21 protein-coding genes are annotated in these 26,257 nt (G+C 38.8%); 7 read left to right on the top strand and 14 right to left on the bottom strand.

Annotation, left to right across the window (positions count from 1 at the left end; all coding sequences use genetic code 11):
* Positions 1-495 precede the first annotated feature (495 nt).
* The 3 genes from ACFS5O_RS06345 (at position 496) to ACFS5O_RS06335 (ending at position 4,850) form a co-directional block, all read left to right on the top strand.
* Positions 496-1,668 carry an MFS transporter gene (locus ACFS5O_RS06345; RefSeq protein WP_205725149.1) on the top strand — a complete coding sequence of 391 codons (1,173 nt, stop codon included), beginning with the start codon at positions 496-498 and terminating at the stop codon, positions 1,666-1,668.
* Positions 1,669-1,771: 103 nt separating this feature from the next.
* A complete protein-coding gene (gene deoD / locus ACFS5O_RS06340) occupies positions 1,772-2,482 on the top strand; it encodes a purine-nucleoside phosphorylase (RefSeq protein WP_144697518.1) in 711 nt (236 codons plus the stop codon).
* A gap of 211 nt (positions 2,483-2,693) precedes the next feature.
* Complete coding sequence (locus tag ACFS5O_RS06335) at positions 2,694-4,850, top strand: S8 family serine peptidase (RefSeq protein ID WP_205725148.1); 2,157 nt, start codon at positions 2,694-2,696, stop codon at positions 4,848-4,850.
* 112 nt (positions 4,851-4,962) lie between these two features.
* On the opposite strand, the gene ACFS5O_RS06330 is transcribed toward ACFS5O_RS06335, so the two are convergent.
* Positions 4,963-5,721 carry a TrmB family transcriptional regulator gene (locus tag ACFS5O_RS06330; protein WP_205725147.1) on the bottom strand — a complete coding sequence of 253 codons (759 nt, stop codon included), beginning with the start codon at positions 5,719-5,721 and terminating at the stop codon, positions 4,963-4,965.
* A gap of 712 nt (positions 5,722-6,433) precedes the next feature.
* Between ACFS5O_RS06330 and ACFS5O_RS06325 the strand changes: the two genes are divergently transcribed.
* Positions 6,434-6,610, top strand: a complete 177-nt coding sequence (locus ACFS5O_RS06325) for a hypothetical protein (protein WP_205725146.1) — start codon at positions 6,434-6,436, stop codon at positions 6,608-6,610.
* Positions 6,611-6,670: 60 nt separating this feature from the next.
* Here the strand turns inward: ACFS5O_RS06325 and ACFS5O_RS06320 are convergent, their stop codons facing one another.
* Entirely contained in the window at positions 6,671-7,951 is a 1,281-nt protein-coding gene (locus tag ACFS5O_RS06320) for a DUF5068 domain-containing protein (protein WP_205725145.1), read from the bottom strand.
* Between the two features lie 467 nt (positions 7,952-8,418).
* On the opposite strand from ACFS5O_RS06320, the gene ACFS5O_RS06315 reads away from it, so the two are divergent.
* Positions 8,419-8,748 (top strand): hypothetical protein, encoded by a 330-nt coding sequence (locus ACFS5O_RS06315; RefSeq protein WP_205725144.1) that lies wholly within the window; start codon positions 8,419-8,421, stop codon positions 8,746-8,748.
* A 29-nt stretch (positions 8,749-8,777) separates the two neighbouring features.
* Here ACFS5O_RS06315 and ACFS5O_RS06310 read toward each other — a convergent pair whose 3' ends face one another.
* Positions 8,778-10,031 (bottom strand): O-antigen ligase family protein, encoded by a 1,254-nt coding sequence (locus ACFS5O_RS06310; RefSeq protein WP_205725143.1) that lies wholly within the window; start codon positions 10,029-10,031, stop codon positions 8,778-8,780.
* Positions 10,032-10,484: 453 nt separating this feature from the next.
* On the opposite strand from ACFS5O_RS06310, the gene ACFS5O_RS06305 reads away from it, so the two are divergent.
* On the top strand, positions 10,485-12,173 hold the full coding sequence (locus ACFS5O_RS06305) for a bifunctional metallophosphatase/5'-nucleotidase (protein ID WP_318300121.1): 1,689 nt from the start codon (positions 10,485-10,487) through the stop codon (positions 12,171-12,173).
* 58 nt (positions 12,174-12,231) lie between these two features.
* Here the strand turns inward: ACFS5O_RS06305 and ACFS5O_RS06300 are convergent, their stop codons facing one another.
* From ACFS5O_RS06300 to ACFS5O_RS06275, 6 genes are all read right to left on the bottom strand, one after another.
* Complete coding sequence (locus ACFS5O_RS06300; protein ID WP_205725142.1) at positions 12,232-12,570, bottom strand: hypothetical protein; 339 nt, start codon at positions 12,568-12,570, stop codon at positions 12,232-12,234.
* Positions 12,571-12,707: 137 nt separating this feature from the next.
* Positions 12,708-13,754: an aldose epimerase family protein gene (locus ACFS5O_RS06295; protein WP_205725141.1), complete on the bottom strand. Its 1,047-nt coding sequence runs from the start codon at positions 13,752-13,754 to the stop codon at positions 12,708-12,710.
* A gap of 69 nt (positions 13,755-13,823) precedes the next feature.
* A complete protein-coding gene (gene galT / locus ACFS5O_RS06290; protein ID WP_205725140.1) occupies positions 13,824-15,317 on the bottom strand; it encodes a UDP-glucose--hexose-1-phosphate uridylyltransferase in 1,494 nt (497 codons plus the stop codon).
* An 11-nt stretch (positions 15,318-15,328) separates the two neighbouring features.
* Positions 15,329-16,318 (bottom strand): UDP-glucose 4-epimerase GalE, encoded by a 990-nt coding sequence (gene galE, locus ACFS5O_RS06285; protein ID WP_205725139.1) that lies wholly within the window; start codon positions 16,316-16,318, stop codon positions 15,329-15,331.
* Complete coding sequence (locus tag ACFS5O_RS06280) at positions 16,319-17,506, bottom strand: galactokinase (protein ID WP_205725138.1); 1,188 nt, start codon at positions 17,504-17,506, stop codon at positions 16,319-16,321.
* Positions 17,507-17,600: 94 nt separating this feature from the next.
* Positions 17,601-19,397 carry a glycoside hydrolase family 2 protein gene (locus ACFS5O_RS06275; protein WP_205725137.1) on the bottom strand — a complete coding sequence of 599 codons (1,797 nt, stop codon included), beginning with the start codon at positions 19,395-19,397 and terminating at the stop codon, positions 17,601-17,603.
* A gap of 231 nt (positions 19,398-19,628) precedes the next feature.
* On the opposite strand from ACFS5O_RS06275, the gene ACFS5O_RS06270 reads away from it, so the two are divergent.
* Positions 19,629-20,672, top strand: coding sequence for a family 43 glycosylhydrolase (locus ACFS5O_RS06270; protein WP_318300120.1), 1,044 nt, complete (start codon positions 19,629-19,631; stop codon positions 20,670-20,672).
* A 296-nt stretch (positions 20,673-20,968) separates the two neighbouring features.
* On the opposite strand, the gene ACFS5O_RS06265 is transcribed toward ACFS5O_RS06270, so the two are convergent.
* From ACFS5O_RS06265 to ACFS5O_RS06245, 5 genes are all read right to left on the bottom strand, one after another.
* Positions 20,969-21,952, bottom strand: coding sequence for a LacI family DNA-binding transcriptional regulator (locus ACFS5O_RS06265; RefSeq protein ID WP_205725135.1), 984 nt, complete (start codon positions 21,950-21,952; stop codon positions 20,969-20,971).
* A 31-nt stretch (positions 21,953-21,983) separates the two neighbouring features.
* The gene (locus ACFS5O_RS06260) at positions 21,984-22,934 is read right to left on the bottom strand and encodes a glycoside hydrolase family 43 protein (protein WP_205725134.1); all 951 of its coding nucleotides are present in this window, start codon (positions 22,932-22,934) and stop codon (positions 21,984-21,986) included.
* Between the two features lie 67 nt (positions 22,935-23,001).
* Positions 23,002-23,832, bottom strand: a complete 831-nt coding sequence (locus tag ACFS5O_RS06255; RefSeq protein ID WP_205725133.1) for a carbohydrate ABC transporter permease — start codon at positions 23,830-23,832, stop codon at positions 23,002-23,004.
* A gap of 14 nt (positions 23,833-23,846) precedes the next feature.
* Complete coding sequence (locus tag ACFS5O_RS06250; protein ID WP_205725132.1) at positions 23,847-24,743, bottom strand: carbohydrate ABC transporter permease; 897 nt, start codon at positions 24,741-24,743, stop codon at positions 23,847-23,849.
* Positions 24,744-24,872: 129 nt separating this feature from the next.
* Positions 24,873-26,147, bottom strand: a complete 1,275-nt coding sequence (locus tag ACFS5O_RS06245; protein WP_205725131.1) for an ABC transporter substrate-binding protein — start codon at positions 26,145-26,147, stop codon at positions 24,873-24,875.
* Between the last annotated feature and the right edge of the window lie 110 nt (positions 26,148-26,257).

Here is a 26,257-nt window from a genome sequence, read left to right as displayed (position 1 = left end):
AATCAAAACGAGGTTTGGATGTTTAAGTTGTTCGTGGTGGTGGGTGGTTTTGTGAGGATTTGGGGTGGTGTGGGATGAGCTGTAAGAGATTCTTCGCAAGATATTTTGAATTGGACAGATTATGTTGGAGTTTGGACAGATTACGTGGACAAACAGACAGATTAATCATTGAATCCGACAGATTGCAGTCGCCAACCATATGATCAGCCCGGATGTAGACGCAATTTCGGGGTGCACCCGTACCTCTACAAGGCCTTACTATCGACTTTCATGAAAATACTGTCCACTTTTTGCATTTTACTGTCCACTTTCGATGAAATACTGTCCACTTTTATAAATTTACTGTCCACTTCGGTACTTTTACTGTCCACTCCAACTCTCCCCCCCACCCAAACCCTATTTTTAACATCATTCTCGGTATTGCCACCACACTCAAAATAAGTTACCATTAAAGGGGTAACTTTTATTATTCAACTTAGAAGAAGGTAGATAAATATGAACAAACGTGTCTATTTGTTAACGATTGTTTCGTTTGTGGTTGGGATGGTCGAGTTAATAATTGGCGGCATCCTTGACCTGATCGCTGACGATCTTGGCGTTAGTCTCGGTAAGGCGGGCTTTCTGATCACGATCTTCTCACTCGTGTTCGCTATCGCGGCACCTATCCTGCTTACGATGACAGCTCATATCGAGAGAAAACGACTAACGATCATCTCTTTATTTGTGTTTCTAATAGGTAACGCACTCGTGATTGTGAGTCAGACGTATTCGATGCTGCTCATCGCACGAATTTTATCTGCGGTTAGTGGTTCGTTACTCGTTGTACTTTGTGTGACGATGGCATCTAACATCGTGGAAGAAAAATACCGAGCGCGCGCGATCGGTGTTGTGTTCATGGGAATCAGCGCTTCGCTCGTACTCGGCATTCCGGTCGGTTTAATGCTTGGAAATGCGTTCGGATGGCGCGCACCGTTCATCTTGATCACAGCACTTACCGTTCTTTCCATACTCGGGGTGCATTTCTTCATGAATACGTTGGCTCCAAAACCGGCTATTCCGATCAGAGAACAGCTACGTACATTAAAAAACAGACGAATCTTGTTTGCTCAGATCACATCATTCCTGTTCTTAGCTGGTCACCTAACGCTATACGGATACCTGACTCCGTTTTTAAAAATGACGCTTGGACTTAACGGAACATGGGTCAGCATCGTATACTTAATATTCGGTGTAGCCGCGGTCTTTGGCGGCGGAATCGGTGGTATGCTTGCTGACAAATTCGGCACAAAACCTACGATTATTGGCGTTATTATTGTTTTTGCGGTCTCAATCTTTATGATTCCATATACAACTTTTGCTTTTCCGCTATTTTTAGTGGTTATGGTCATTTGGAGCATGCTTAGCTGGGCAATCACGCCGGCGATGCAGAGCTATCTGATCGAGTCATCACCTGAAACGTCCGATATTCAGCAGAGTCTGAACAACTCGGCGCTTCATTTCGGGATCGCGTTCGGGTCCATGATCGGCGGAATCGTGATTGAGAACGCATCAGTCGAGAACAACGCAACGGTCGGCGGACTGCTGATCATCTTAGCACTTGGAACCGCTGTGCTTTCTATGACAAAAAAAGCACGCCGCTCCCGAGAATCTGCACATACTATTAGCTAGGTTGCGAAAACTATGGCATGATGAAGGTAGAGAAATTTTTGGTAAGTTATCAATTCCTGAGGAGGTGAAACCATTACAATCGTAACGATGTAATGGTGAACAAATGAGTATTCATATCGGCGCAAAACAAGGTGAAATCGCAGAAAGCATCCTATTACCAGGGGATCCGCTTCGTGCAAAATATATTGCAGAAACATTTTTAGAAGACGTAACATGCTATAACGAAGTTCGCGGCATGCTTGGATTCACAGGAACATACAAAGGAAAACGCGTATCTGTTCAAGGGACAGGCATGGGGATTCCATCGATCGGGATCTACACAAACGAGTTAATCCGTGAATATGGCGTGAAAAATTTGATCCGCGTTGGTACGTGTGGCGCGATACAACAAGACGTGAAAGTACGTGACGTAATCCTTGCGATGACAGCATCAACTGATTCTCGCATGAACCACTTGGCGTTTCCTAACATCGACTTCGCACCTTGTGCAAACTTCGATCTTTTAAGAAAAGCGTATGAAGCTGGAACAGCAAAAGGCTTAAAGATCAAAGCAGGTAACGTGTTAACAGCGGATCTGTTCTACCGAGACAGCATGGATATCGTGAAAAAGCTTGCGGATAACGGTGTGTTAGCGGTTGAAATGGAAACAACAGCCCTTTACACGATCGCAGCGAAATACGGTGTGAACGCACTATCGATCCTAACAGTAAGTGACCACATCTTCACAGGTGAAGAAACAACATCGGAAGAGCGCCAAACAACGTTCAACGATATGATCGAGATGGCTTTGGAAGTTGTGAGTACTCAAGAATAGTAAAAAGTAGATAAGCAAAAAAATGCAATAGTAACAATTAGCCATCTAATTCATTTATGGGAATTAGATGGCTTTTTATTTTAATAGAATCAAACGAACTTGACGTTTTTTGTCGAATAATAATTTTATCCAAAAAATGGGACGCGAGAGGTTTTCGTTAATTTCATATCGAATTTGTACTCTAGTTTAAAAAATTGGGGGAATTAAGAAAATGAGTGTTCCAAAGAAAATGATAAGTATATGTGGTGCTTTAGGATTATTGTTTTGCACATCAACAACATTTGCCACGACTTCCGAGAACGTGTATAAAACTGAAAAAAAGGTATCAGGAAACTTGCAAGAACAGATTGTAAAAATTGAAGACAGTGGAGTTAAAAAAAAGGAAATCTTAACTAAATTTTATAACACCAAATCAAAGAATTACAAAGCAAATGAAGTAATTGTAAAATTTAAAAATAATACATCAATCAAAAAGCTTGGATCTGGATCTATGAACACCACTTTAGGTTTATCGAATTTAAAAGTGTTAAATAATCAAGGAACACATGTCCTAAAGTTCTCTAAAAATAAAAAAATGATTGATGTATTACAAGAATTGAATGCATCTCCAAATATTGAATATGCCGAGCCAAACTATCTGTATCAACCAACCACAGTTAAAGACCCTCTGTATAAAAATTTATGGGGGCTGAAGAATACTGGACAAGAAATATTGGATCAAGTTGGTAAAAAAGGGATTGATATGAATGTGGAAGCAGCTTGGGCTAAAACAAAAGGAGACTCCTCACTTGTAATTGGGGTGATAGATTCTGGAATTGATATTAATCATCCTGACCTAAAAGATAAAATTTGGGTAAATCCTGGAGAAGTACCTAATGATGGGATCGATAATGATAAAAACGGATATATAGATGATATAAATGGATGGAATTTTTATGATAAGAATAATAATTTATTCATTCGAGGAGAAGAAGATTTTCACGGTACCCATGTTGCTGGGACAATAGCAGCAAAAGCGAATAATATCGGTGTGATTGGGGTCGCTCCAAACATAAAAATTATGCCTCTTAAGTTCCTTGGTCCTTGGGGGGGTTCTGAATCAGATGCTATTCTTGCTATAGAATATGCAAAAGCAAAAGGAATTAAGATTCTAAATAACTCATGGGGTGGAGAGGAGAACGGACAAGCTTTAAAAGATGCTATTAAGAATTCAGGGACTCTTTTTATTGCTGCAGCAGGAAATGACGGTATGGACACTGACTCCTCTCCAATGTATCCAGCAGCTTATGATCTTCCTAATATTCTTTCTGTAGCCGCAATTAACAACAAAGGAAATCTATCATCTTTTTCTAATTTTGGTGCTAGAAGTGTAGATGTTGCTGCTCCAGGAGAAGGTATACTCAGTACCTTTCCTATTATAGAAAAAGATTATTCTACCGCTTACGAATATCTTGATGGAACGTCTATGGCTACCCCCCACGTTACAGGAGTAGCAGCATTAGTAAAAAGCGTAAACCCTTCTTATAGTCCTGGGCAAATAAAGGATGCTATTATGCGCACGACAACAAAGCTTTCTTCTTTAACAGGAAAAGTAAGTACAGGGGGACTCGTGAACGCAGGGAAAGCCGTAAATTTTGAGGCTGATTCTGAAATTCCTGGTATTGCATGGAAAGAATCAAGTATTCAATCCACACTTGATTCTATTAAGGACAAGAATGATGTGTATTCTATCAAACTATTAAAGGGAGAAAAGTTAAAGACAACACTTAAAGGTGATGCGGGTACTGACTTTGATCTATATTTGTATAATGACACGGCAAAGACTGTAAACTCGAGCAACGGTATAGTTGCAAGCTCAGAAATTGCAAACTCATCCAATGAAACAATTACTTTTACAGCGCCTAAGACTGGCACATATTATTTAAATGCCTATTCGTATAAAGGAACTGGAAAATATACTCTTGCTGTTACAGAAGGCATTGGGGCTGGGACATACGAGAACAAAAGTCAATATTTTGGATATAATGGAACTTGGAAAAATATATCAGATGGAAGTGCGTCTTCAAGTTCATACACAATTACTAACCACACTGGCTCCGCTGTAAAAATTGTTTTTAATGGTACAGGAGTCTCTTACAAAGCTATTAAAAATTACAAACAAGGAATTGTAAAAGTAACCTTAGATGGTAAATCAACAACGCATAGTTTGTACGCCCCTAATCCCAAATACAAAGAAAATATCTTTGATAAAAAAGGATTACCTGCAGGAAAACATGTATTAACGATTGAATGGACTGGCCAAACAGATCCTATGGCCCGGAAAACTTCTACGGAAATAAATGTAGATTCTATCACTGTTATCAAATAAATTTATCCATTCTTAATAGGAAAAAATACGAAATAAATAGCCACACCCCTTGTTAGACACATTCTAACTTAGGGGATGTGGCTTTTATTTGGCTCAAGATATCCATTGATTTTTAGTACCTCAACTTCATCAATACACTCTTAATCTCTTCATCATTCATCATCAGTTCTGAATGTTTCTCCGTAATTTTAGCCAACGCCACATCGTGATAAAAGAATTCAATGAAAACTTTAATGAATGGTCGAGATTTGGTCTTCAATGCTTGCCAGCTCTGACTTTCCATCCCTGCAAAAATCACTTCTGTTTCATCGACGACAACAAGACGAAAACGCTCAAGCGAGTGATGCTCTTGCGCAGGAATCAACGTGTGCACATGAGACAGCGTCGACTCCAACTCTCCCACCACAAGCACTTCCACATCCACGCCCTGCTTTTCCTTTTCTTGCAGAATTGGAAGGATCTCTTGAATATCTTCTTGCCAGCATGAAACCCGGATTGATCTCTCCGCTGTATCCAAAAGCTGCTTCGTTTGCGCTCGAATTGACGAATCCACTTTCAGACTCCAAACGTGTTCATCGTAAAACGTTCGCTTCGACGTATTATTTTTAAGTTGCTCCACGTTTTCCTGAAATTCTGTCGTCAGCTTCTCGATTACGATCGATAGCGGCAGCGCGGTATACAACTTCTTCTTCTCTGAGACCGAATCTAACACCATGCCTTTTTCGATCATGCGCGATAGCACTTCATATATCTTGGATTTCGGGACACCCGAGTATTTAACGATATTCGTCGCATCCATCGGCTCCTCGCTTGACGCAAGAACCTCGAACACCTGACTTTCGTATTGTGAAAAACCGAATTTTTGTAGCATGATTCCTCCTGAATACGGTTTAAATAAGTATAAGAATTCTAGACTATTTCATAATAGCATGTTTAACACTACTATCCACAAGTCGAACAGTGTCCACTAACGAGTATTTTTATTCACGAGAGATTAATAAAAAATCCGCGAAATTATTTCTCATCATTATAATATTCACAAGGATAAATTTTATAAGATCCGTTCACTTCTTCTAGATAAGCATATTCTTGATAATCTTCCTGTGTAAAGTGTATTACTGTACCGACTGGCAATCGAGATCCATAATAATCTTTCTCATTATCAAAAGAGCCTTTAAATTTCCCCTGGATTTTTAACGGTATCGCTTCACTTTTATCTACTTCGGACTCAGTTCGTTCAAAAACACATATTCTAGCTGTAGATGCATCAATAATAAAATCGGTATCTCTTTCTAAAAGTTTTTCACCCTCATGTAATACTTTTTTTTTCCTTCTTCATCTAACTTAGCGATCTGTCTTGCTCCTTGAACTTTTGGATCTTCACTTTCATAAGTACAACTACTAATAACCAACAGAAGTAAAAAGCACAATAAATTCTTCAGAACATTACCTTCTTTCCACGAATAATCAAATACAACTCTCTATTCTGTTAAGAGCATACGCTTCCTTCTTAAAATATGGAATATTTTAACTTAATCTGAAATCACCCGATATATATAGAAAATAATAAAAGAGGAATACAAATGGAAACTGCAATAAATCTATTATTAACATTCATCGGAAACATCATTTCCGTATGGATTATATTTGAGGTCATGGAAAAACTGCTAGAAGTGAAAATGCCACGCCCAAAACGGAGAAAGTTTTTTTGGCTGATCGTCACCTTATCCACATTATCTAGCTACTTCCTAGGTTTTTAATCAATCACAATTAAAAAGCACCCCTCTACAACCAGGAGTGCTTTCCTTCTATATAAATTGTTATCTCGGCAACGTAAACTTCGCTTTTTTCTCGCCAAACAGGTACTTTCCGTCTCCAAAGAACGGTCCAACCTCTAAATCAAACGACTTAAACAATTGGAATTCGTCTTTACGGAACAAGAATACCGTGTACTTTTCTTTCTCTTCGCCTGGCTTCACACTCTTCGGATCGCGTGGCTCTGCGAATGCATTGCTTAATGCTGATCCGCGGTCTTTATCGATGGTTACTTTTCCAGGTACGTTATAGATGTCGATCTCTTTTTTACCATTGTTTTTGATCATCGTTTTAACTGTTAATGCAACCAACTCTGCATCTTCAAAGCGCGATTCGTTACCCGCTGTTGGGATGACTTCTGTGTACTGAACGCCTTCTAACGTCACTTCCATGTCACCGACTGTTTGCTTTTGTCCGATGCCTGTTTTCTCGAAAATCATCTTCTTATCCGCTAGGTTGTTAGCTGACATCAAGTCTGGATAGAACTTTTGCTCACTTGCGGATGCTTTCGCTTGTTCCCCGCTATATGCAAAATCAAAGATCTTTTCTTGCATGAAATCTTGCATGCCGCTGAAGTCTTTGTTTGGTGCAGCGCTTGCTTCAATAACGAACTTTGGTTTTACACTCGTCATCGTTTGGTAATCCGCTTCTGTAATCATGAACGTAATCAGACCAGAAGTCTTTTCACCCGCTTTATACATGTTGGTATTGCCGTCGATGCCCTCAGTATATGTTTTCGGACGCAATCCTTTTCCTTCTTCAATAAAATTTCTTGTGTTTGACGGAATGTACGTAAGATTATCAGTTAAACGAATGTTCGTTGTTCCGTTAAAATAAACATCTTTTCCAGATTGATTATCCACCGACATGCGTGCCGTTAGGATATATCCGTTTGGTGAATCATCAAAACGTGCAGCTGTTGACTCGTTCATGCCCGTCACTTTTACAAGCTGGTACTCATCGATCGTTACTTTAAAGCCGCTACCTTCATTCACGAAGCCAGGGTTGCTATTTGTATATAGGACTTCAGCTTTTCCACCTGTATCTTCTTCTATGTATGGGTTCAACACTTCGCCCGAATCACTGCTTGCTGGCTCTTCCTTTTTTTCTTCTTGTTTCTCTTCTTTTTTAGGTTCGTCAGCAGCTTTTGCTTTCTCTTCAACCTTCACTTCTTTTTCTTCTTTATCTCCTGATGCTTTCTCGCTATCGCCACATCCACTTAGCATGAGGACAGCAGATAGTCCTGCTACAACAACGAACTTAGATTTAGACTTAGCTTTTAACAAACCGACCACTCCTTTTATTTATATATCTTCCAATTTCTTCACATTTTCTTATTTACCATTTTTCGACAGATGTGAAACCTAATTATATGTAAAAATATGTATTTCACTCAAAAACACAACTCTCTGATCATACACTTAATGGCTAATTTACTCTTAAGTCAAAAGAACAAATTGGTAGAAAATGTATCATTTTTACTATTTCTAAAGAACATTTCAATGCATGAAGGAAGTAGGCATAGTGTCCTCTTCTTAAATCCAAAAGTAGGGAATAGGACAATTTTCGCGATGAATACAGTGATTGAGGGAGGTGGGTAATGAAAAAATACGTGTTTGCAGGCGTTCTCTTTCTGATATGTATATTATCGGGATGAGGTGATCCTGTTCAGGACGATTTACTGAACTATGTAAACAAGGAAATGCCTACTATCGGTAAAGAAGAATCATCTATTATAGGAGTATATGAAAATGTGACAGGTTCCAATTATACCGATGACCAAACGCTCTATGATGCGCTGAAGGTGGAGATCATACCTTCATACAACGTGTTTATTAAAGAACTTGAAGCAGTGGAAATTGATACGGAAGAACTGCGAAAATTACATGAGAATTTTATTGAGGCAGCGAATATACAAGCAAGTGCATTCTTACTGATGGTGTCCGCCATCGAAAACCAAGACAGCACAATGATTAATGTGGCAAATGAAAAACTAAACACTGCTCGTAAAATGAGGAGAGACTATAAGAATGATGTGGAAAAGTTGGCAAAAAAACATGATGTGAAGCTAGAAAAAAAGTGAAACTAAACCCCTTCGTGTTATGAAGGGGTTTAGTTTTTTGGAGTCTTTGAGGCTTTCCAAGTATTCCACCACATCCATTTTCGCGTGAAAATCCAAATAGAAGGATTGATTAGATAAAGTCTCGCTGTGTATTTTTCCCATGAAGCAAGCAAGATTATAGCTATAAAGGCGACCTGTGGTGAATACAAAACATGATCAACAATTCCTGTTAAGAATATCGCAGGCAAAGATAGAAGAAAGACATCCAGATATTTCTTGTCTGTTTTTTTGGAAAGATATAGCCATAGAACCTTATATCCATTGATGAACATAACGATTAAAAAAGCAATTCCTCCAAGTGCCCCGTACTCTGCAAACATACTAATAATGACGTTATGTGCATGTGGTACTTTTTCGTGATAATGATAGAAATATTCTTGATAAAATCCAATTGGTGAAATTCCAAATAAGGAATGATTTTGCCAGAGATTGAACGAATTTCTCCAGATTTCTTGTCTTAGATCAGCAGATTTTATCAGTTCGTTATACCTTGGCATAAAGGCTACAATTAATTCATGATGTAACGCTAAAATATTTATGAGTAAGACAGCAAATAACTTGTTCCACCTAAATACGAAAAGAATGACTATAATGATAGAAACACAAAATCCTCCTCTTGAACCAGTTAGAAGTATGGCATGTAAAAAGAGAGCAACGCATGCTATCAACATTCCCAAAAAAATCAATTGATGCTTTCTTATACATTTAAGAATTTCAGCGAGAAGTAAGGATAATCCGAACAACAGTAATGCGACAGAGAAATTAGGATTATACGCCGCTCCCATTAGTCTTTCATATTCCTGAATTTGAGGGTAACCTATAAGCGATGTACCCATCAGAAGGCTTGCGATGGGATGTGTCATCAGAATTTGCTGAAATGGATACAAACAATAAAAGTAAAATCCTCCCCCAATTGTTAACCACTTAAATGATGTAAATGACCTTTGTACCCCGTCTGTAGTCATTTTTATATAAATTCCCATATATGCAAGAATGAGAACTGTTACTAAGAAATACGAGTAGTCTTTCATATAGAAGGAAGAGCCTATAGTTGAAAGAAACAGACATCCTAATAAAAAGAGGCCAGGTGTAAAGTGTATGAATCGTGCTTCTTTCCATACTCGATGTAAAGAGTACCACCCTATAAACACTAGACACATCAGACCTATAGGTGGCAAGGTAAAACTCAATGCTATACTTATTTCGAAATGATATTTCTTTAGATTCTTGTAAACAAACTTCATATTATTTACCTCATAAAGTTATACGTTCAAACACAATCAAATATTTAATCATCATACTAAAAAATGGTTGACTAATACTGTTATTTACAATAACAATGTGTATTCTTAACATGATTTACATGTACCAAATAGTTTAATGAGCTTTGTAAGTCACAGTAAACCTCGCCGATCTTGAATCATTCACTAAACAGACGACACCTTCAGATAAGTATGTAGATTCCCCAAAAACAGGACCACATTGGAAGTTTGTCATCAGACCTTGTTTTTAAATACCTATCAAATCATTAAACAGCAGACAAAACGTACTCTATTAACACATACTGAACTATTAAAAATATTAAGGGCATATTAAACTTTTAAATTCAAACTACATTCGACAGATTTCGACTTTAATTTGCATTATTACATGCTAAATTAATAATAGTGTGACTAATTTGAAGGGATTGTGATAGTATGGTTTTAAATCAAAAGTTTAAAAAATTGCTTGCTTCTTCTCTTGCTGTTGGGTTAATTTCTTCCCAAATCGCAGCACCAGCTTTAGCTGACGACCTAGTTCAAGGTAAGAAACATAAGTTTAAGGATCGTACGTTTAACCTATCGCTCATGCATACAAACGATACGCATGCTCACCTAGATACAGTGGCTAAACGCGTAACAGCCATTAAAGAGGTTCGCGCAGAAAAGCCAGATGCCCTACTTTTAGATGCTGGTGACGTATTCTCAGGTACTCTTTACTTTAACGAGTTTAAGGGACAAGCTGATCTTGAATTTATGAACCTAGTAGGCTACGACCTTATGACATTTGGTAATCATGAATTTGACCTTGGTGCTAGTCCTGAAGGTCACGAAGCGCTTGCTGATTTTGTAAAGAATGCAGATTTTCCTTTTGTTAGTTCGAATGTCGATTTTTCAAAAGACATGAATATGAAAGCCCTTACGAACAAAAGAATCCCGCTTAAAGCGAAAGACAGCAACATCTATCCAGCTGTTATCAAACGTGTTAACCATGAAAAAGTTGGATTTATTGGCTTAACGACAGAAGAAACTGCAGACATCGCAAGTCCTGAGAACGTTCAATTTAAAAACTATATCGAGTCTGCACAAAAAGCAGTTAAAGATTTAGAACGCCGCGGTGTTAACAAGATTGTAGCGATCACTCACCTTGGCTATGATGATAACCCTGAATATGATAATGACTTAACACTAGCGAAACATGTTGATGGAATTGATGTTATCGTTGGCGGACACAGTCATACACAGTTAAACGCTCCTGTTGTGATTAAAGAAGATGAAAAAGGCAAAGTGAAAGATTCCACGGTTATCGTACAAGCCTACCAATATGGTGATTTCCTAGGAACATTGGACGTGGAGTTCAACCGAAAAGGTCAAGTCATCAATCAATCTGGTAAATTAATTGAAGTAAAAACAAAAACGGACGATCCAGAAGCTGCGAAACTCTTACAAAAGTACTCTAGCAAAATTGCTGAACTAAAGAACACACCAACTGGTGGCGAAACGGCAAAAGCACTTGAGAATCCTCGTTCTGACAACGGCGGACCAAGTGTACGAAGCAATGAAACTGAACTAGGTAACCTCATCACAGATGGCATGTTAAACAAAGCAAAAGAAGTCAATCCAAATGTGTCGTTCGCCCTTCAAAACGGTGGTGGAATTCGTGCCCCAATCGATGCTGGTCCGATCACATACGGTGATGTTTTAACAACACTTCCGTTCGGTAACACGTTAGCAACGATGAAGTTAACAGGTGCTGAGATCAAGACAGCTTTAGAGCACAGTGTGAGCCAATCTCCGAAAGAAAGCGGCGGATTCTTACACGTTTCTGGTATGAAGTTTACGTATGACAGCACAAAAGCTGCTGGCAGCCGTGTACTTACGATGGAAGTAAAAAACGCTGATGATTCTTATACAGCAATTGATACAGCAAAAGAATATGTAATTGCAACAAATGCCTTCACAGCAAAAGGTGGGGATGGATACACAGTATTCAAAACCGCATATGAGCAAGGCCGCGTAACAGATCTTGGACTATCAGACTGGGAAAACTTACGTGATTATGTAGCGAAATTGAAGACGGTCGCTCCAAAAGTGGAAGGTCGTATTGTAGATGTAGCGAAAAAGTAAGACAGAAAACAAGCTGGCTCTATAAAAGAGTCAGCTTCTTTTTTTGTGGTGGTGACCCCTATTTTTCGATAAGTGTCTCGTCATTTTTAATATAAGCCTCACGCCGCTTAAGATAACGTAAGACTTGTATTCTCTTTAGCAGAACCATCATCAGAAAACCAAATACCACACCCAGCAATGCAATCCAGTTTCCCCGTATCAGCATGACCAAGTCACTTACAAACATATAGAAAAAAAAGGTGTACACAGTCGCTAGCATGATGTTAAAGAATTGCAGCTCCTTTATTCGTCTTATTTCAGAAGCTAATATAGGTTCTTTATTACGTGCAGAGAGAAGTTTCCACTCACGGGTTATGATGATGTATGGTTCAATAAACCAATTTACTATTCTTTTCATGTCATACTTATCCTAACTTTATAAGGTTTTACTACTATTATAAGCTGTCATTAATAATGTGGTAAGAGCAGAGATTCTCCCAATCACTGCAGTAAAAAAAGCTTGAGAATTCACCCAAGCTCCCTACGAGTAGGGTTCTAAAGCAAACCAAACTTATATATAGTCTGGGAACGAAACACTTCACCTTTTTCAAGAATATTAGACGGAAAATGTGGATGGTGAATACTATCTGGAAGACCCTGCGTTTCTAAGCAAAGACCTAGATATTTTCGAGACTGTACGCTTCTGATTTCAAAATCATTGTTTAACTTATTCCCCGTATATAAAACGACAGCAGGTTGATCTGTTTCAATGGTGAGGATCCTTCCACTTTCTTCATCACTTAATACTATTTCTTGATTATGATTTTCAGACAACAAAAATGGATGATCGTATCCATTACCCGCTAAAATATTCTGATCATGAGAAGAATTTACCCCGTCTTGAATCACTCTACTTTCTCTAAAATCAAAAGAAGTATTTGCTACCGAAAGTACCTCTCCTGTGGGAATAAGCTCGTCATCGAGTTCCAAAAAAGAATCACTCTTTACTTTTAACGCATGATTTAAAATATCTCTCTTTAAATCTCCAGATAAATTAAAATAAGAATGATTGGTTACATTCAGAAGTGTTTTCTTGTCAGAAACTGCTTCGTAGGAGATCGTTAATTCATTTGCGTTTGATAAGCAATATGTCACTTTAATTTCTACATTTCCTGGATATCCTTCTTCTCCATCAAGGCTGATGTATTTGTAAACTACGCTACTCTCCTCATCGTCGCTGTTTACATCAACATGCCAAACTTTTTTATCATATCCCTTGTTGCCTCCGTGTAAGGCATTTCCCATATTGTTCTTTTCTAGCTGATATTTGGCTCCATCTAACTCAAACGTTCCGCCTTTTATTCTGCCAGCCACTCTACCAATGACCGCTCCAAAATATGGCGAATGCTTTTCATAATTTTCTATTGTGTCAAAGCCAAGCACTACATTTTCCATTTGTCCATTCTGATCAGGAACCATGATGTTTGTGATGATACAACCGTAATTGATGCTTGTCACTTCCATTCCGTGATCGTTTACAAGAGTAGTAGATGTTATCACTCCATCATGAATACTTCCAAATTCCCTCTGAATAATCTTCATAGCCACTTCTCCTTTTTAAAGAAATTGGCATTCGCCAAATCAGTGACGAATGCCGTATCTAAAGTTAATTTATGGGTTTAACGTATGAATAAAATTCCGAAAAGCTTCTTGGCCGACAGCATCCCTTTTAAAGACACCTGCATCCATAAGAACGCGGAGAAACTTTTGTCCTACTTCTGCACGTAAAATTTCTTCAACAGACTCTGATGTAATCTCGTTGTCGTAACGAACGCTAATCTCGTTCGCCCACTTTACGTGATGATCGCTTACTTTATTATCAATTCCTATTAAATAATTCTTCACATCTTCCAATTCCCTTTTTAACCTAGCCGGTAAAACAGCAAGTCCCATTACTTCGATCAGTCCTATGTTTTCCTTCTTTATATGATGCACATCTTCATGTGGGTGAAAGATGCCTAACGGATGCTGATCATTCGCTCGATTATTTCTTAACACCAGATCAAGCTCAAACTCATTGTTCTTATAGCGTGATATCGGAGTAATCGTGTTATGTCTTGTATCTTCCGTATGTGAAAGGATGTCTACACTCGGATCACTATAAGAGATCCATTCGTTTAAGATGAATTCAGCCGCATCAGTAAGTTCTTCTTTGTTCTTTCCTCTTAATCGAATAACAGACATCGGCCACTTAATCGTACCAGCTTTTACATTCGGAAAGGCGTCTAGAGAAAACGAATATTCCTCTTCTGCTCTTGCCATAGCAAACTCATAATTCCCACCTTGATAATGATCATGACTTAATATCGATCCTCCCACGATAGGCAGATCTGCATTCGACCCTGCAAAATAATGAGGAAATTGCTCTACAAAAGATAGAAGTCTTGAGAATGTCTCACGACTAATCCTCATATCTCGATGCTCACTAGAAAACAAAATACAGTGCTCATTATAATAAACATAAGGAGAGTATTGCAGAAACCATTGTTCATCAGACAATTGCATAGGAATCAACCTATGGTTTGAACGTGCAGGATATCCTATCCTTCCTTCATACCCTTCATTCTCCATACAAAGCAAACATTTCGGATAATTTGAATCCGTTACCTTCATCTCTTTTTCCATAGCAATTTGTTTGGGATCTTTTTCTGGTTTTGAAAGATTAATAGTAATATCAAGCTCACCATAAGTAGTCTCTGCTTGAAAGCTAATATTTTTTGCAATCCTTTTTGTTTGAATATAGTTGCTGTTTTTACTTAACTCATAAAAAAATGACGTCGCTTTCTTCGGATTCTCTTTATATATCTCAAAAAAAGTTCGGTTCAAATCCGATGGACGCGGCATAAAAATATCCATTAACTTACTTGAAAAGATTTCTTTTTCGTCCAACAGATCTCTTATCAATCCTGTTTCAACAGCATATCCCATAATATCTTCTAAAAGATCGGGGATTTCTACGTCTATCGCTTCATGGCTTTCATCCCAATGATTTATTTTAAGAAGGGCGATCAATTGATTACGAACATAGATCTGATCACGCTCGTCAATAAGGTTTCGGGTGGTCGCTTTTTGAATCAGACTTTGTATAACCGAGTAAATATCCATTGCATGACCTCCTACTGGTTATATCCTTCAGGGTGTGATTGATGCCATTTCCATGCATCTTCAATAATTTTATTAATGTCGGTGCGCTTAGGCTCCCAGCCTAAAATTTCCACGGCTTTGTCTGAAGAAGCAATTAAACTTGCTGGGTCACCTGCTCTTCTTGGTGTGACTATTTCCGGAATAGGATGTCCCGTTACTTTTCTTGCAGACTCAATAATTTGTTGAACGGAATACCCCTTATTGCTTCCAAGGTTAAAAATATTACTTTCGCCACCATTTTGAAGATACTGAAGAGCTAAGATATGAGCATCAATTAAATCTTCTACATGAATATAATCTCGGATACAAGTCCCATCCTCTGTGGGATAATCATCTCCGAAAATAGAGATGGATTCTCTTTTCCCAAGAGCAACCTGAAGTACGAGTGGGATTAAATGTGTTTCCGGACTGTGATCTTCTCCAATCTCACCCGTGGAACGTGCTCCCGCTACATTAAAGTAACGAAGAGAAACATATTTCATACCGTAAGCTGTGTCACACCATTTCATTAACTTTTCCATGATCAACTTGGTATCGCCATACGTACTTGAAGGATTTGTTTCCATATCTTCTGTAATCGGCATGACATCCTTATCTCCATATGTTGCTGCGGAAGAAGAAAAAACAATGTGTTTCACATCAAATTCAACCATAACTTCTAGTAGCTTTTGAGTTCCATATACGTTGTTATCAAAATAGGCTAAAGGATTTTCCATGGATTCTCCAACAAGTGAATGAGCAGCAAAATGAAGAACCCCTGTAATTTCCTCTTTCGAAAAAACAGATCTTAGAAAATCTCCATCCCGAATATCTCCTTCATAAAAAACAGCTTCAGGATGTAACGACTGTTTATGACCCGTTTGAAGATTATCTACAACAACCACTTTATACTTCTGTTGAATTAACGCATATACGGCATGGGAACCAATGTAACCTGCACCACCGAGAACAAGAATACTCATCTAGACGACCTCCCTCGTAATCTCCTTAGCACCATCACCAATACTCGCTACATAAAAGTCTGCATCATAGCCAATTTTCTCTTGATATTCTTGTCCGACTCTTGCAACAAATTCATCTACTCTATCGCATTCAATAATGGCTATTGCACAACCACCGAATCCAGCACCAGTCATTCGTGCACCTAATACACCTTCACGCTTCCAAGCAGCTTCTACCAGTGTATCGAGTTCTTTTCCTGTAACTTCATAATCGTCTCTTAAACTATGATGTGAATCGTTCATTAATTTCCCAAAAACCTTCAGCTCTCCACTACGCAACGCTTTAAGAGCTTTTAACGTTCGTTGATTTTCATAAACAGCATGTTTAGCACGCTTTATAAGTCGATCATCACGAATGATCTGTTTGTTCGCTTCAAATTCTTCTTCAGAAAGGTCCCCTAGTTCTTGTATATCGACTACAGTTTGTAAACGACTTAAAGCCGTTTCGCATTCACTTCTTCTTTCATTGTACTTAGAATCAGCTAACTCTCTACGTTTGTTCGTATTCATGATCACGATGCGATATCCGTTTAAAGGTAGAGGAGCATATTCATAGTTTAATGTGTTGCAGTCCAGTAAGATGCCGTAGTCTGCTTTTCCCATTCCCACCGCGAACTGATCCATAATTCCACTGTTAACACCAATAAATTCATTTTCAACTCTTTTACCGAGTTTGATCAGTTCTAACCGGTCAAGATGAAGATTAAATATTTCACTGATCATGACTCCAATCAGCATTTCTAGTGACGCGGACGAAGATAAACCTGCACCGTTAGGAATGTTACCGTTGATGACGATATTCAGCCCGCTTGGCAGCGAACCATAGTTCTCTGACAAGTAGCGAATCATCCCCTTTGCATAGTTAGCCCAACCATGCTCTTTTCGATAATCAAGTTCATTTAATGAAAATTCAATAACTCCTGCTTCAGGGAAGTTCATAGAATATAACTTGACTAGTCCGTCATCTCGTCTTCGAGCAACACCATATGTACCATATGTAATAGCGCTCGGAAAAACATGGCCACCGTTATAATCTGTGTGTTCACCAATTAAATTAATTCTTCCCGGCGAAAAGAAAATTCTTACATCTCCATGTCCATCTACAGGGAATATAGAGTTAAATGTATGGGTTAATTGCTGTAAGTTCATCGTATCGTTCCTCTCATGTAAGATCTGAGTGACGGGGAATGAAGACTTTCCTATCTGTTCTTTAATGCCTTCAGCAATTCCGTCTACTATCCCCTTAGATAACCCCTGGATGCCACATATCATTGATCTTCTTAATTTGTTTCAGTTCGCACTTTGGTTTTCGATCGTACGTTAATAAGCCATTGATTTCTTGTTCGACATCGGTTAATTGTGTGTAGCAGTACCCAAATAAAGCCTTGGAGCTGTAAACGGCCTGCATGATTCGGTCATAATCTGCTATAAATTCTTCCGCATTGTTCACCGAGGTGTAACCCCATCCTGAGTCTTCTCCAACTTTAAAGCCGATTCCACCAAACTCCGTTAATAAGATCGGTTCTCCTTCATAGTTGAAACCATTAGCATAAATAGAGCGACGTGCGGGTTTAGAAGAGAGAATACCGTCAACCGTAGAAATGTCTTCTTTATATTTTTCATATTTTGCAATTTCATCTTTATTTCCATGATTGTAGTTATGCACGGCACAAATATCCGTTTTCGTAAGTTCCCATCCATCGTTTGATACAACGAGTCTTGTTGAATCAAGAGAGTGGATCAGATGATACATGGCTAAGGAGTGATGTTGCTGTTGGTGGTTATCACGAATGTTTGGTACTCCCCAACTTTCATTGAGAGGAACCCACGCTACTACTGATGGATGGTTATAATCCCTTTCAATGATTTCAATCCATTCTTTCGTAAGTCGTGCAACCGCATTTTCACTGAATGAAGGAGATGCTGCACATTCACCCCAAACAAGAAAACCCAACTGATCTGCCCAATATAGAAAACGAGGATCTTCTACTTTTTGATGCTTTCGGCAACCATTAAAGCCTAATTCCTTGGATAACTCTATATCTTTGATCAAATCTTGATCTGAAGGAGCCGTTAATAATCCTTCTGGCCAGTACCCTTGATCAAGTACAAGCTTTTGATAATAAGGACGGTTGTTCAAATAGATCATTCCATTTTCAGAATGCACTTTTCTCATTCCAAAATAAGATTCAATCTCGTCTATAACGTGGTTATTTTGTATCACTTTAATCTTCACATCAAAGAGATTTGGATTCTCTGGTGTCCAGTTCCATCCGTCATGATGAAAGCCTGTTCGGAAGATTTTATGGTTATACAGATTAAACGTTCTTCTATTAAATGCTTCATGAGTAGAGACAATATCCTTAACGATTCGTTCTCCTTTAAACACGATCTCGAATTGAACATCTACATCGTTTGCTTGTTCAGTTAGCTCAAATTCGACCCCAATCTCCCCTCGATCCACATCAGGTGTAAATCGAAGCTTAGATAGGTGGACGGAATGGACAGCTTCTAACCAAACAGTCTGCCAGATTCCTGTTGTACGCGTGTACCAAATACCATCAGATTCCTCGATCCAATACTGTTTTCCACGAGGTATCGTTTCATCTGTAGAAGGGTCTTCCACTTTCACCACAATCGTTTGAGTACCTTCTGTCAAATGATCGGTTATATCAAAGGAAAAACTAGTGTTACCACCTTCATGAAAACCTACAAATTTCTCATTTATATAAACCCAAGCACGATAATCGACGGCTCCGAAGTGAAGAATTACTCTTTGTCCGCTCCAATTTTCAGGAACTGAAAACTCCCGTTTATACCAAACAACATCATGAAATGTTGGATCTGCAATTCCACTTAATTGTGTTTGATAAGCAAACGGTACATTAATTTCTTTATCAAATGTTTTTGTGTTTTCCTTGTACCATTTTTGCTTCGTTCCTTCGTTTTGGTCATCAAAGTTAAATTGCCAAGTCCCGTTCAAATTCTGCCACTCTTTACGCACCAATTGAGGTCGTGGATATTCTTTGCGATGCATCATACATCTCTCCTTTAAATGGGTTGATCTATTTAGATTCTTAATTGAGGAGTTATTTACCAAGTGAATTGAAAGCGCTTTACACTCATTGTAGTAGAAGGGTAAAACAGCGTCAATGTTTTTACTAAAATTTTAACTAAATATTTAACTAAAATCATTGAATACCCCCTTTCTATCCGTTAGAATAAATTGTAAGCGCTTTACAAATAAGTGAGATGAGAAAGGATGGTAAGTTTGAGGCTAAGAAAACTACTACTTCCTATCACTACAGCCACTCTGATTCTAACTTCAGCCTGTTCAAACACAAACACAGAAAGCCCTGATGAGAACAAAGCTCAATTTCAAAATCCAGTATTTGAACCGGTATTCGCAGATCCTTCCATTATTAAAGCAAAAGATGGAAGTTTTTACGCTTATGGTACAGAGGATGATTGGGGAGATGGAAAAGGAAGCAAATACATACCTATCCTTAAATCTACTAATTTAAAGGACTGGAAACACGTCGCAGATGCATTTAGCGACAAAGACCGTCCCACTTGGAAACAAGGAGGTCTGTGGGCACCAGATATTCAGTACTATAACGATACCTACTACCTGTATTATTCCTTGTCCACTTGGGGAGATTACGATCCCGGAATCGGAGTTGCTACCAGCGATTCACCTGAAGGTCCTTTTCAAGATCACGGACAAGTTATCCGGAGCAGTGAGATCGGTGTGGAAAATTCTATTGATCCTTTCTTTATGGTAGACAACGGTGTACCTTATTTGTTTTGGGGTAGCTTCCATGGTATTTATGGAGTGGAATTAACCGCGGACGGCAAGAAACCTAAGGGAGAACCTTTTCATGTTGCCGGTAATGCTTATGAAGCGCCTTATATCATTAAGCGAAACAACTATTATTACTTTTTTGGATCATTAGGTTCTTGTTGTGAAGGAGAAGATAGTACGTATCGAGTAACGGTTGCGCGATCAGAATCCATCAAGGGACCTTTTTTGGATAAGAAGGGTGTAGATATTCTCGCTTCAGAAGGAACGCCTGTTTTATCAAAAGGAAAACGTTTTGTTGGTCCTGGTCATAACGCCATCATTTCTGATAATAAGGGTAAAGACTGGATCCTCTATCATGCTATCGATAAAAAGAAACCTAAACTGGATAACGGAGCCACAAGACGTCCGCTAATGATTGATCCTCTCGTATGGGAAGATGGCTGGCCGATGGTTGAAGGACTTGTTCCAGGGGAGGAAAAGCAAACAAGACCTAACATGGATAAAAAATGATTAACGGTTGCGGACTGCTAAATACCAGCAGTCCGTATTTTATTTAAGAGAAAAGCCCTTTTCTAAAAGATTATTGCTTTAGAGTCTTGTCTTATATGTTCAGTTATTTTTTTGTTTTTTTACGGTACGTGTTTTTATATTTATTACGCGTTCGCCGGTAAACGAACTGTGACCACCTGAGATGCATAACTTTTCACCTGTAATCATGCGTTTTCCACCTGAGAAAGCCTAATTTCCGCCGATACAAGATTCCGAAAGAAACCAAGAAAAAAAAACACACAAAACGCTGTGTGTTTTTAAGTGCTAGAGCCTCGTATTTCTAGTTTTGTGGCGATGACTACTTTTTTAGCAATCTGACGATCAGACAGCCTTTCGACCAGCAGGTCAACTGCTGTTTCACCCATAACTTCAGTGAATACTTTTACCGTACTTAAAGGAGGATAGATGTATTTAGAAACACTGATATCATTTACTCCGATTACATTCACTTGATCCGGAACCGAAATCCCCGCTTCGTGAAGTGCTCTTAATGAACCTATGGCAATGGAATCATTGGCTGCAAAAAAAGCCGTCGGAAGGTTGTCCCCATGATCAGCGATCGCTTGCTTTGTTAAAGCATAACCGTCTTCCACCGAGAACTTACCCATATACACTTTCGTTTCATCGTACAACCCTCTTGGCGTTAGATAGTTTTCAAAACAGATCCGACGAGGGTCTTCAATTTCTTCTGTTTGATCTTCGTAAATTTCTCTGCCGCCGATGTATCCTATGTTCGTATGCCCCTTTTCTATAAACCGTTGTAACACATTTTCGGTAGCTTTATAGAAATCACTAAGAACCGAATCATATTGATCATCATCAGGTGAACTGTCTACGAAAACAATGTTTTCCGTCTGTTGCCGCAGCTCTTCAGCTTGTCTTTTATTATATTTACCAATTGCGATAATGCCATGAATTTCTTCGTCTTGCTGCACACTGCCTTTGTACATCTTTGCTACTTGAATACCAAGTGCTTCACAACGATTCTCGATGCCTAAACGAATCGACATATAATACAGATCATCCAACTCTTGTTTCTCTGTATACCAATGAATGATCGCGATTTTATAAGCCATCGTTCTTCTTGCTGTTTTTTTTCGATACGACAATTCTTCTGCCACTTCAAAAATCTTCTGTTTTGTTTCATCACCTACAGAAAGCTTTGAATCATAATTTAGTACTCTTGATACGGTGGCAATGGAAACCCCAACACGTTCAGCGATATCTTTAATCGTTGCCATCGTTTACCCTCATCTCATTTTCGTTAAATATTTATTTTTCTTCATCCGTAATCGTAATTCCGTTCAACTTCTCTTCTACTTTTATAAATAGGGGGCGCTCACTTCCATGTGGCGTGTCTGGATAATGTGTACAGAGATACAATTGTCCGTGTACATCACGAAATAGACTCGAATGACCCGCATTACGATCTAACAGCAACTGTGGATCGTGCGTCCATTCTCCTTCTACACGACCATCACTTGAACGGGCTACCGCTACCGTATAACCCCCAAGACCAGCATCTCCATAACCCGGAACTGAATAGCTCGACCAAAGCATGATGAGTTCACCGTTTTCGGTTTTATACATGAACGGTGCATCTGTTAAGTAACCTGTTTTTTGTATACGAGGATCTCCAAAGTGACGAATCCACGGCATCTTTGCAGCATTAAGAATTTCAACCGGTTCACCAAAAGACTCTTTCAAATCTTCGCTTAAGCGAAAAGCTTTGATCCGACCCTCGTAGAGCTCTGTCCATTCATGGCAATAGATGATCCATTTTTGCCCTTCATCATCTTCATAATACGTTCCGTCGAGACATTCAGCATCAGCTGGCGTAACAGGTCCATCACTGTGTGGAAGATAAGGTCCAGCAGGATGATCAGCAACCAATATCCCCGTACCTCTATTCTCTCCAATTCCTCCTTTAAAAGAAGCGAACATGTAATAGCGCCCATTCCATTCAAATACTTCTGGTGCCCAATAATGCCTCACACCCCAAAATCCTTTTGGAGGCTGAAACGCAACATAAGGACCTTCCCAATCAATGAGATTATCACTTTGATAAACTTCAAAGATGGGATCTTTGTCTCCACAGCCATCTGCAAAGGTTGTACCAAATAAATAATAGTTGTTATCTTTTAAACAAGTGAAAACGAAAGGATCTCTCATGTGAATTTCATCTGTTTTTACTTTTTTTATCGTCCGAAATCCTATCTCCATTATACTCACCCATTCATTATATTTGTTTTGGATTTATTAATAAACCATGGCATAAAATTGGCTCTCGTTACTTAATCCCTGTATTCGTAACACTTTTAACGATATATTTGTTCGCGATCAAAAAGACAATGATAGCCGGGATTGTAGCGATAACCGTCGAAGCCATCATTTTCGCTGGATTCACGAAATTCGCTCCTTGTATTAAAGTCGCAATTCCGAGCGTGATCGTCTTCATATCGTTAGAATTCGTTACGAGTGAAGGCCATAGAAAGTCGTTATATATACCCAAGAACGTAATAACCCCAAGTGTCATCGCCACTGGCTTGATCGTAGGAAAAATAACATGATAGAGAATTTGCCATTGCGACGCTCCATCAATATATGCCGCTTCTTCAAGATCTTTTGGAAATGAGATCAAGAAGTTATAGATGAGAAAGACACCCATCGTACTCGCCGTATACGGCAATATAAGTGGAACATAAGAGTCTAACAGTCCTGCTGTTTTAAACATATAGAACGCCGGAAACAACGTAACGATTCCAGGAATCGCAAGGGCCGCAAACACCATCCCTAAGATAACTTTCTTCCCGGGTACATTCAATCGAGCGAGCGAGTATGCCGCTAATATATCAACAAAGACAACAAGTACTGTACCTGCTGCAGTGATAAACGCTGTATTAAACAACCACCTGAGGATCGGTGCATCTGTTACAGATGAGAATATCCCAACATAGTTTTCAAGCGTCCATGCAGAAGGAAGAATACTAGAACTCGCCATCGATTCACTCAACGTCTTAAATGAAGTAAATATCATCCAGATCAAAGGCAATAGAAACAGAATGGCGATTATAGTAGCCACGATTAATATCGGAAGGCTTTTGCGTGTGGATCTTTTCATCTTCGTCACTTCCTTTACTCTTTGTTTCGATACGAAATCCAGTATTGAAAACCGATGATCAACATCATAATAAAGCCCATGATGATCGCCATGGCAGACCCGATTCCCAGCTGGTTCATACTGAAAACAGATGTTTGGATATTCATGATAAGCGAATTCGTCGACTGTTCAGGTCCACCTGCTGTAATCAATCTTGTTTGTCCATAAAGGTTAAAGGATGCTATCACCGTCATGATCAGAATAAAAAAAGCAACATTTCGAATCTGCGGCCATGTAACAGAAACGAACTTAGAGAACGCACCTGCACCATCTAAATCTGCTGCTTCATACAGAGAACCATCTACTTCATCTAACGCATTAATAAAGAGCATCATATTAAAACCAATCGTCCACCAAACCGTCGCGATTAAGATTGTAACCCATGCATACGGCTGCTCACCTAACCAATTGATCGGCTCACTTATAATCCCGATAGACTCTAGAACATTGTTTACATATCCACCATTTCCGTTAAACAGCCACAAGAATATAGCAGACACAGCTGTTACAGAAATAGAATAGGAAATAAAGAAAATGGTACGGTACACCGGCTTAAACTTTTCTGGCAGATTATCAATGATTAGAGCCAGAGCGAGACTGATTAACACAAGCGGCGGAACACTAATCACAACAAAATATAACGTGTTTTTTAAACCATTAATAAAAAGATCATAGTATAGTGTTCCAGGAGTAAGAATAGATTTGTAGTTTTCAATCCCGATAAAACCTAAGTTTCCTGAAGAGATATTCCAGTTATGAAGACTGATCCACGCGCCAAAAGCAAGGGGAAGCAGCCAGAAGAGTAAAAAGAATATAACAAATGGAGATACCATCAACACTGACCAAATTTTATGGGAAGCTCCTTTATACATATTGTCCTCCATTCGAAAGAATCGCCTGTTCTTTCCTATGTTTCACTTCATCTGTTAGTAAATAAAGAGTGGAATTACCACTAAAGGCAACCACTCTTTATTATTTTCTTATAGAAATGTGATAAATGTTTATTTCTGTGGAGCAGTCTTTGCGATCTGTTCTGCTGTCTTACTTGCTTTTTCAAGTTCTTTCATCAGATCTTTTTTCGTAAAGTTCTCAGTTGTCACAAGTTTACCGAACACAGACTCGTTCATATAACGCATCTGTTCTCCGAATTGGTAGACTTGCGGCGGGTTTACATAGTTTTCAAATTGCTTTGAATTTTGGTAGGCAATCTGGTACTTTTCTTGATCTGCTTCAATTTTTTCAAGTGTCGCTAAGTGTACAGGAGCCTGTCCACCTTCTGCCCAATTCAGAAGATTTTCTGGTGTGAACATGAATTTTAAGTATTCGGCAATTCCTTCTTTTACTTGATCATCTTCCACTTTTGCAGAAAGAGCGATCGTATGTGCATTTCCGTAAGAAGCAAGTTCTGATCCGATCTGAGGAATCGGAGCCACTCCTAATTTGTCTCCATACTTTTCTTTAGCTGCGCCATAGAACCAAGGTCCAGTAAGAGCTACAGCAGTCTGGTATGCTTTTCCTTCTTTCGCTTCCTTCATAAACGTTTGGAACTCACCGTCAAGACCAAGTTTTGCAGGAGAAACTTTATCCTTCCAGATCATATCGTGAAACTGCATCAACGCATCTGCGTATTTTTCTTGTGCGAAGTTTAATTTCTCACCATCTTTTAACTCAACACCATTTTGCGCTGCAATCATCAACATGTAGAATTCAACCAATCCACTTGAAGGAACACCTAGAGCGTAAGTATCTTTGTTTTCTGCTTGTAGCTTTGTGTTGAGCGCTTTTAAATCTTCGTATGTTTTTGGAGCTTCAGCTGTTAAATCTTTATTGTAGAACATCGTTAATGGGTGAATATCTAGCGGAACCGCATACATTCCACCTTCAAGTTTTGCAATATCTAATCCTGCTTGGTGAAAATCAGATTCTTTAATACCCGCTTTCTTTATTACAGGACCGATATCTTGAATGAGTCCGTCTTGCTTGTATGTTTCAAGGTTGTTCCCATGAACCACAACGAGATCATAATCACCTGATTTGAACTTTGTGTAGTGGTCTTTTTCCTGCAGCTCGGTAACCACATATTTATCTTGTGAAGCATTGAAGGCTTCAGTGATTTTTTTCATATACGCACCATCACCACCAGTGAAGCCATTTATAAAGGAAATTTTTATCTTCCCATCTTTCGTCTTTTCAGAATCAGAAGATGAGCCACTCGAACATCCTGCCAGCAACAGAAAAACTGAAACTACTAAAGCTAACAACTTTGTTAATTTCATAAAACGTTTCCCCTTTCACTTTCCTCTTATTTAGCACTAGTATGAAAGCGCCTTCAATTAGATAGTAAACTACACAGAATTTCCAGTCAATTGTTTTTACTAAAATTTTA

Source organism: Fictibacillus nanhaiensis (genome assembly GCF_042686385.1).
Classification (GTDB): Bacteria; Bacillota; Bacilli; order Bacillales; family Fictibacillaceae; genus Fictibacillus; species Fictibacillus nanhaiensis.
Note: the sequence above shows the minus strand (reverse complement) of the source record. Positions and strands in the feature narration are given on the sequence as shown.

Bases quoted from the DNA above. Each gene is read 5' to 3' on its own strand.
- ACFS5O_RS06345 (WP_205725149.1), top strand. From the start codon at position 496: ATGAACAAACGTGTCTATTTGTTAACGATTGTTTCGTTTGTGGTTGGG.
- deoD (WP_144697518.1), top strand. From the start codon at position 1,772: ATGAGTATTCATATCGGCGCAAAACAAGGTGAAATCGCAGAAAGCATC.
- ACFS5O_RS06335 (WP_205725148.1), top strand. From the start codon at position 2,694: ATGAGTGTTCCAAAGAAAATGATAAGTATATGTGGTGCTTTAGGATTA.
- ACFS5O_RS06330 (WP_205725147.1), bottom strand. From the start codon at position 5,721: ATGCTACAAAAATTCGGTTTTTCACAATACGAAAGTCAGGTGTTCGAG.
- ACFS5O_RS06325 (WP_205725146.1), top strand. From the start codon at position 6,434: ATGGAAACTGCAATAAATCTATTATTAACATTCATCGGAAACATCATT.
- ACFS5O_RS06310 (WP_205725143.1), bottom strand. From the start codon at position 10,031: ATGAAGTTTGTTTACAAGAATCTAAAGAAATATCATTTCGAAATAAGT.
- ACFS5O_RS06305 (WP_318300121.1), top strand. From the start codon at position 10,485: ATGGTTTTAAATCAAAAGTTTAAAAAATTGCTTGCTTCTTCTCTTGCT.
- ACFS5O_RS06300 (WP_205725142.1), bottom strand. From the start codon at position 12,570: ATGAAAAGAATAGTAAATTGGTTTATTGAACCATACATCATCATAACC.
- ACFS5O_RS06295 (WP_205725141.1), bottom strand. From the start codon at position 13,754: ATGAAGATTATTCAGAGGGAATTTGGAAGTATTCATGATGGAGTGATA.
- galT (WP_205725140.1), bottom strand. From the start codon at position 15,317: ATGGATATTTACTCGGTTATACAAAGTCTGATTCAAAAAGCGACCACC.
- galE (WP_205725139.1), bottom strand. From the start codon at position 16,318: ATGAGTATTCTTGTTCTCGGTGGTGCAGGTTACATTGGTTCCCATGCC.
- ACFS5O_RS06280 (WP_205725138.1), bottom strand. From the start codon at position 17,506: ATGAACTTACAGCAATTAACCCATACATTTAACTCTATATTCCCTGTA.
- ACFS5O_RS06275 (WP_205725137.1), bottom strand. From the start codon at position 19,397: ATGATGCATCGCAAAGAATATCCACGACCTCAATTGGTGCGTAAAGAG.
- ACFS5O_RS06265 (WP_205725135.1), bottom strand. From the start codon at position 21,952: ATGGCAACGATTAAAGATATCGCTGAACGTGTTGGGGTTTCCATTGCC.
- ACFS5O_RS06260 (WP_205725134.1), bottom strand. From the start codon at position 22,934: ATGGAGATAGGATTTCGGACGATAAAAAAAGTAAAAACAGATGAAATT.
- ACFS5O_RS06255 (WP_205725133.1), bottom strand. From the start codon at position 23,832: ATGAAAAGATCCACACGCAAAAGCCTTCCGATATTAATCGTGGCTACT.
- ACFS5O_RS06250 (WP_205725132.1), bottom strand. From the start codon at position 24,743: ATGTATAAAGGAGCTTCCCATAAAATTTGGTCAGTGTTGATGGTATCT.
- ACFS5O_RS06245 (WP_205725131.1), bottom strand. From the start codon at position 26,147: ATGAAATTAACAAAGTTGTTAGCTTTAGTAGTTTCAGTTTTTCTGTTG.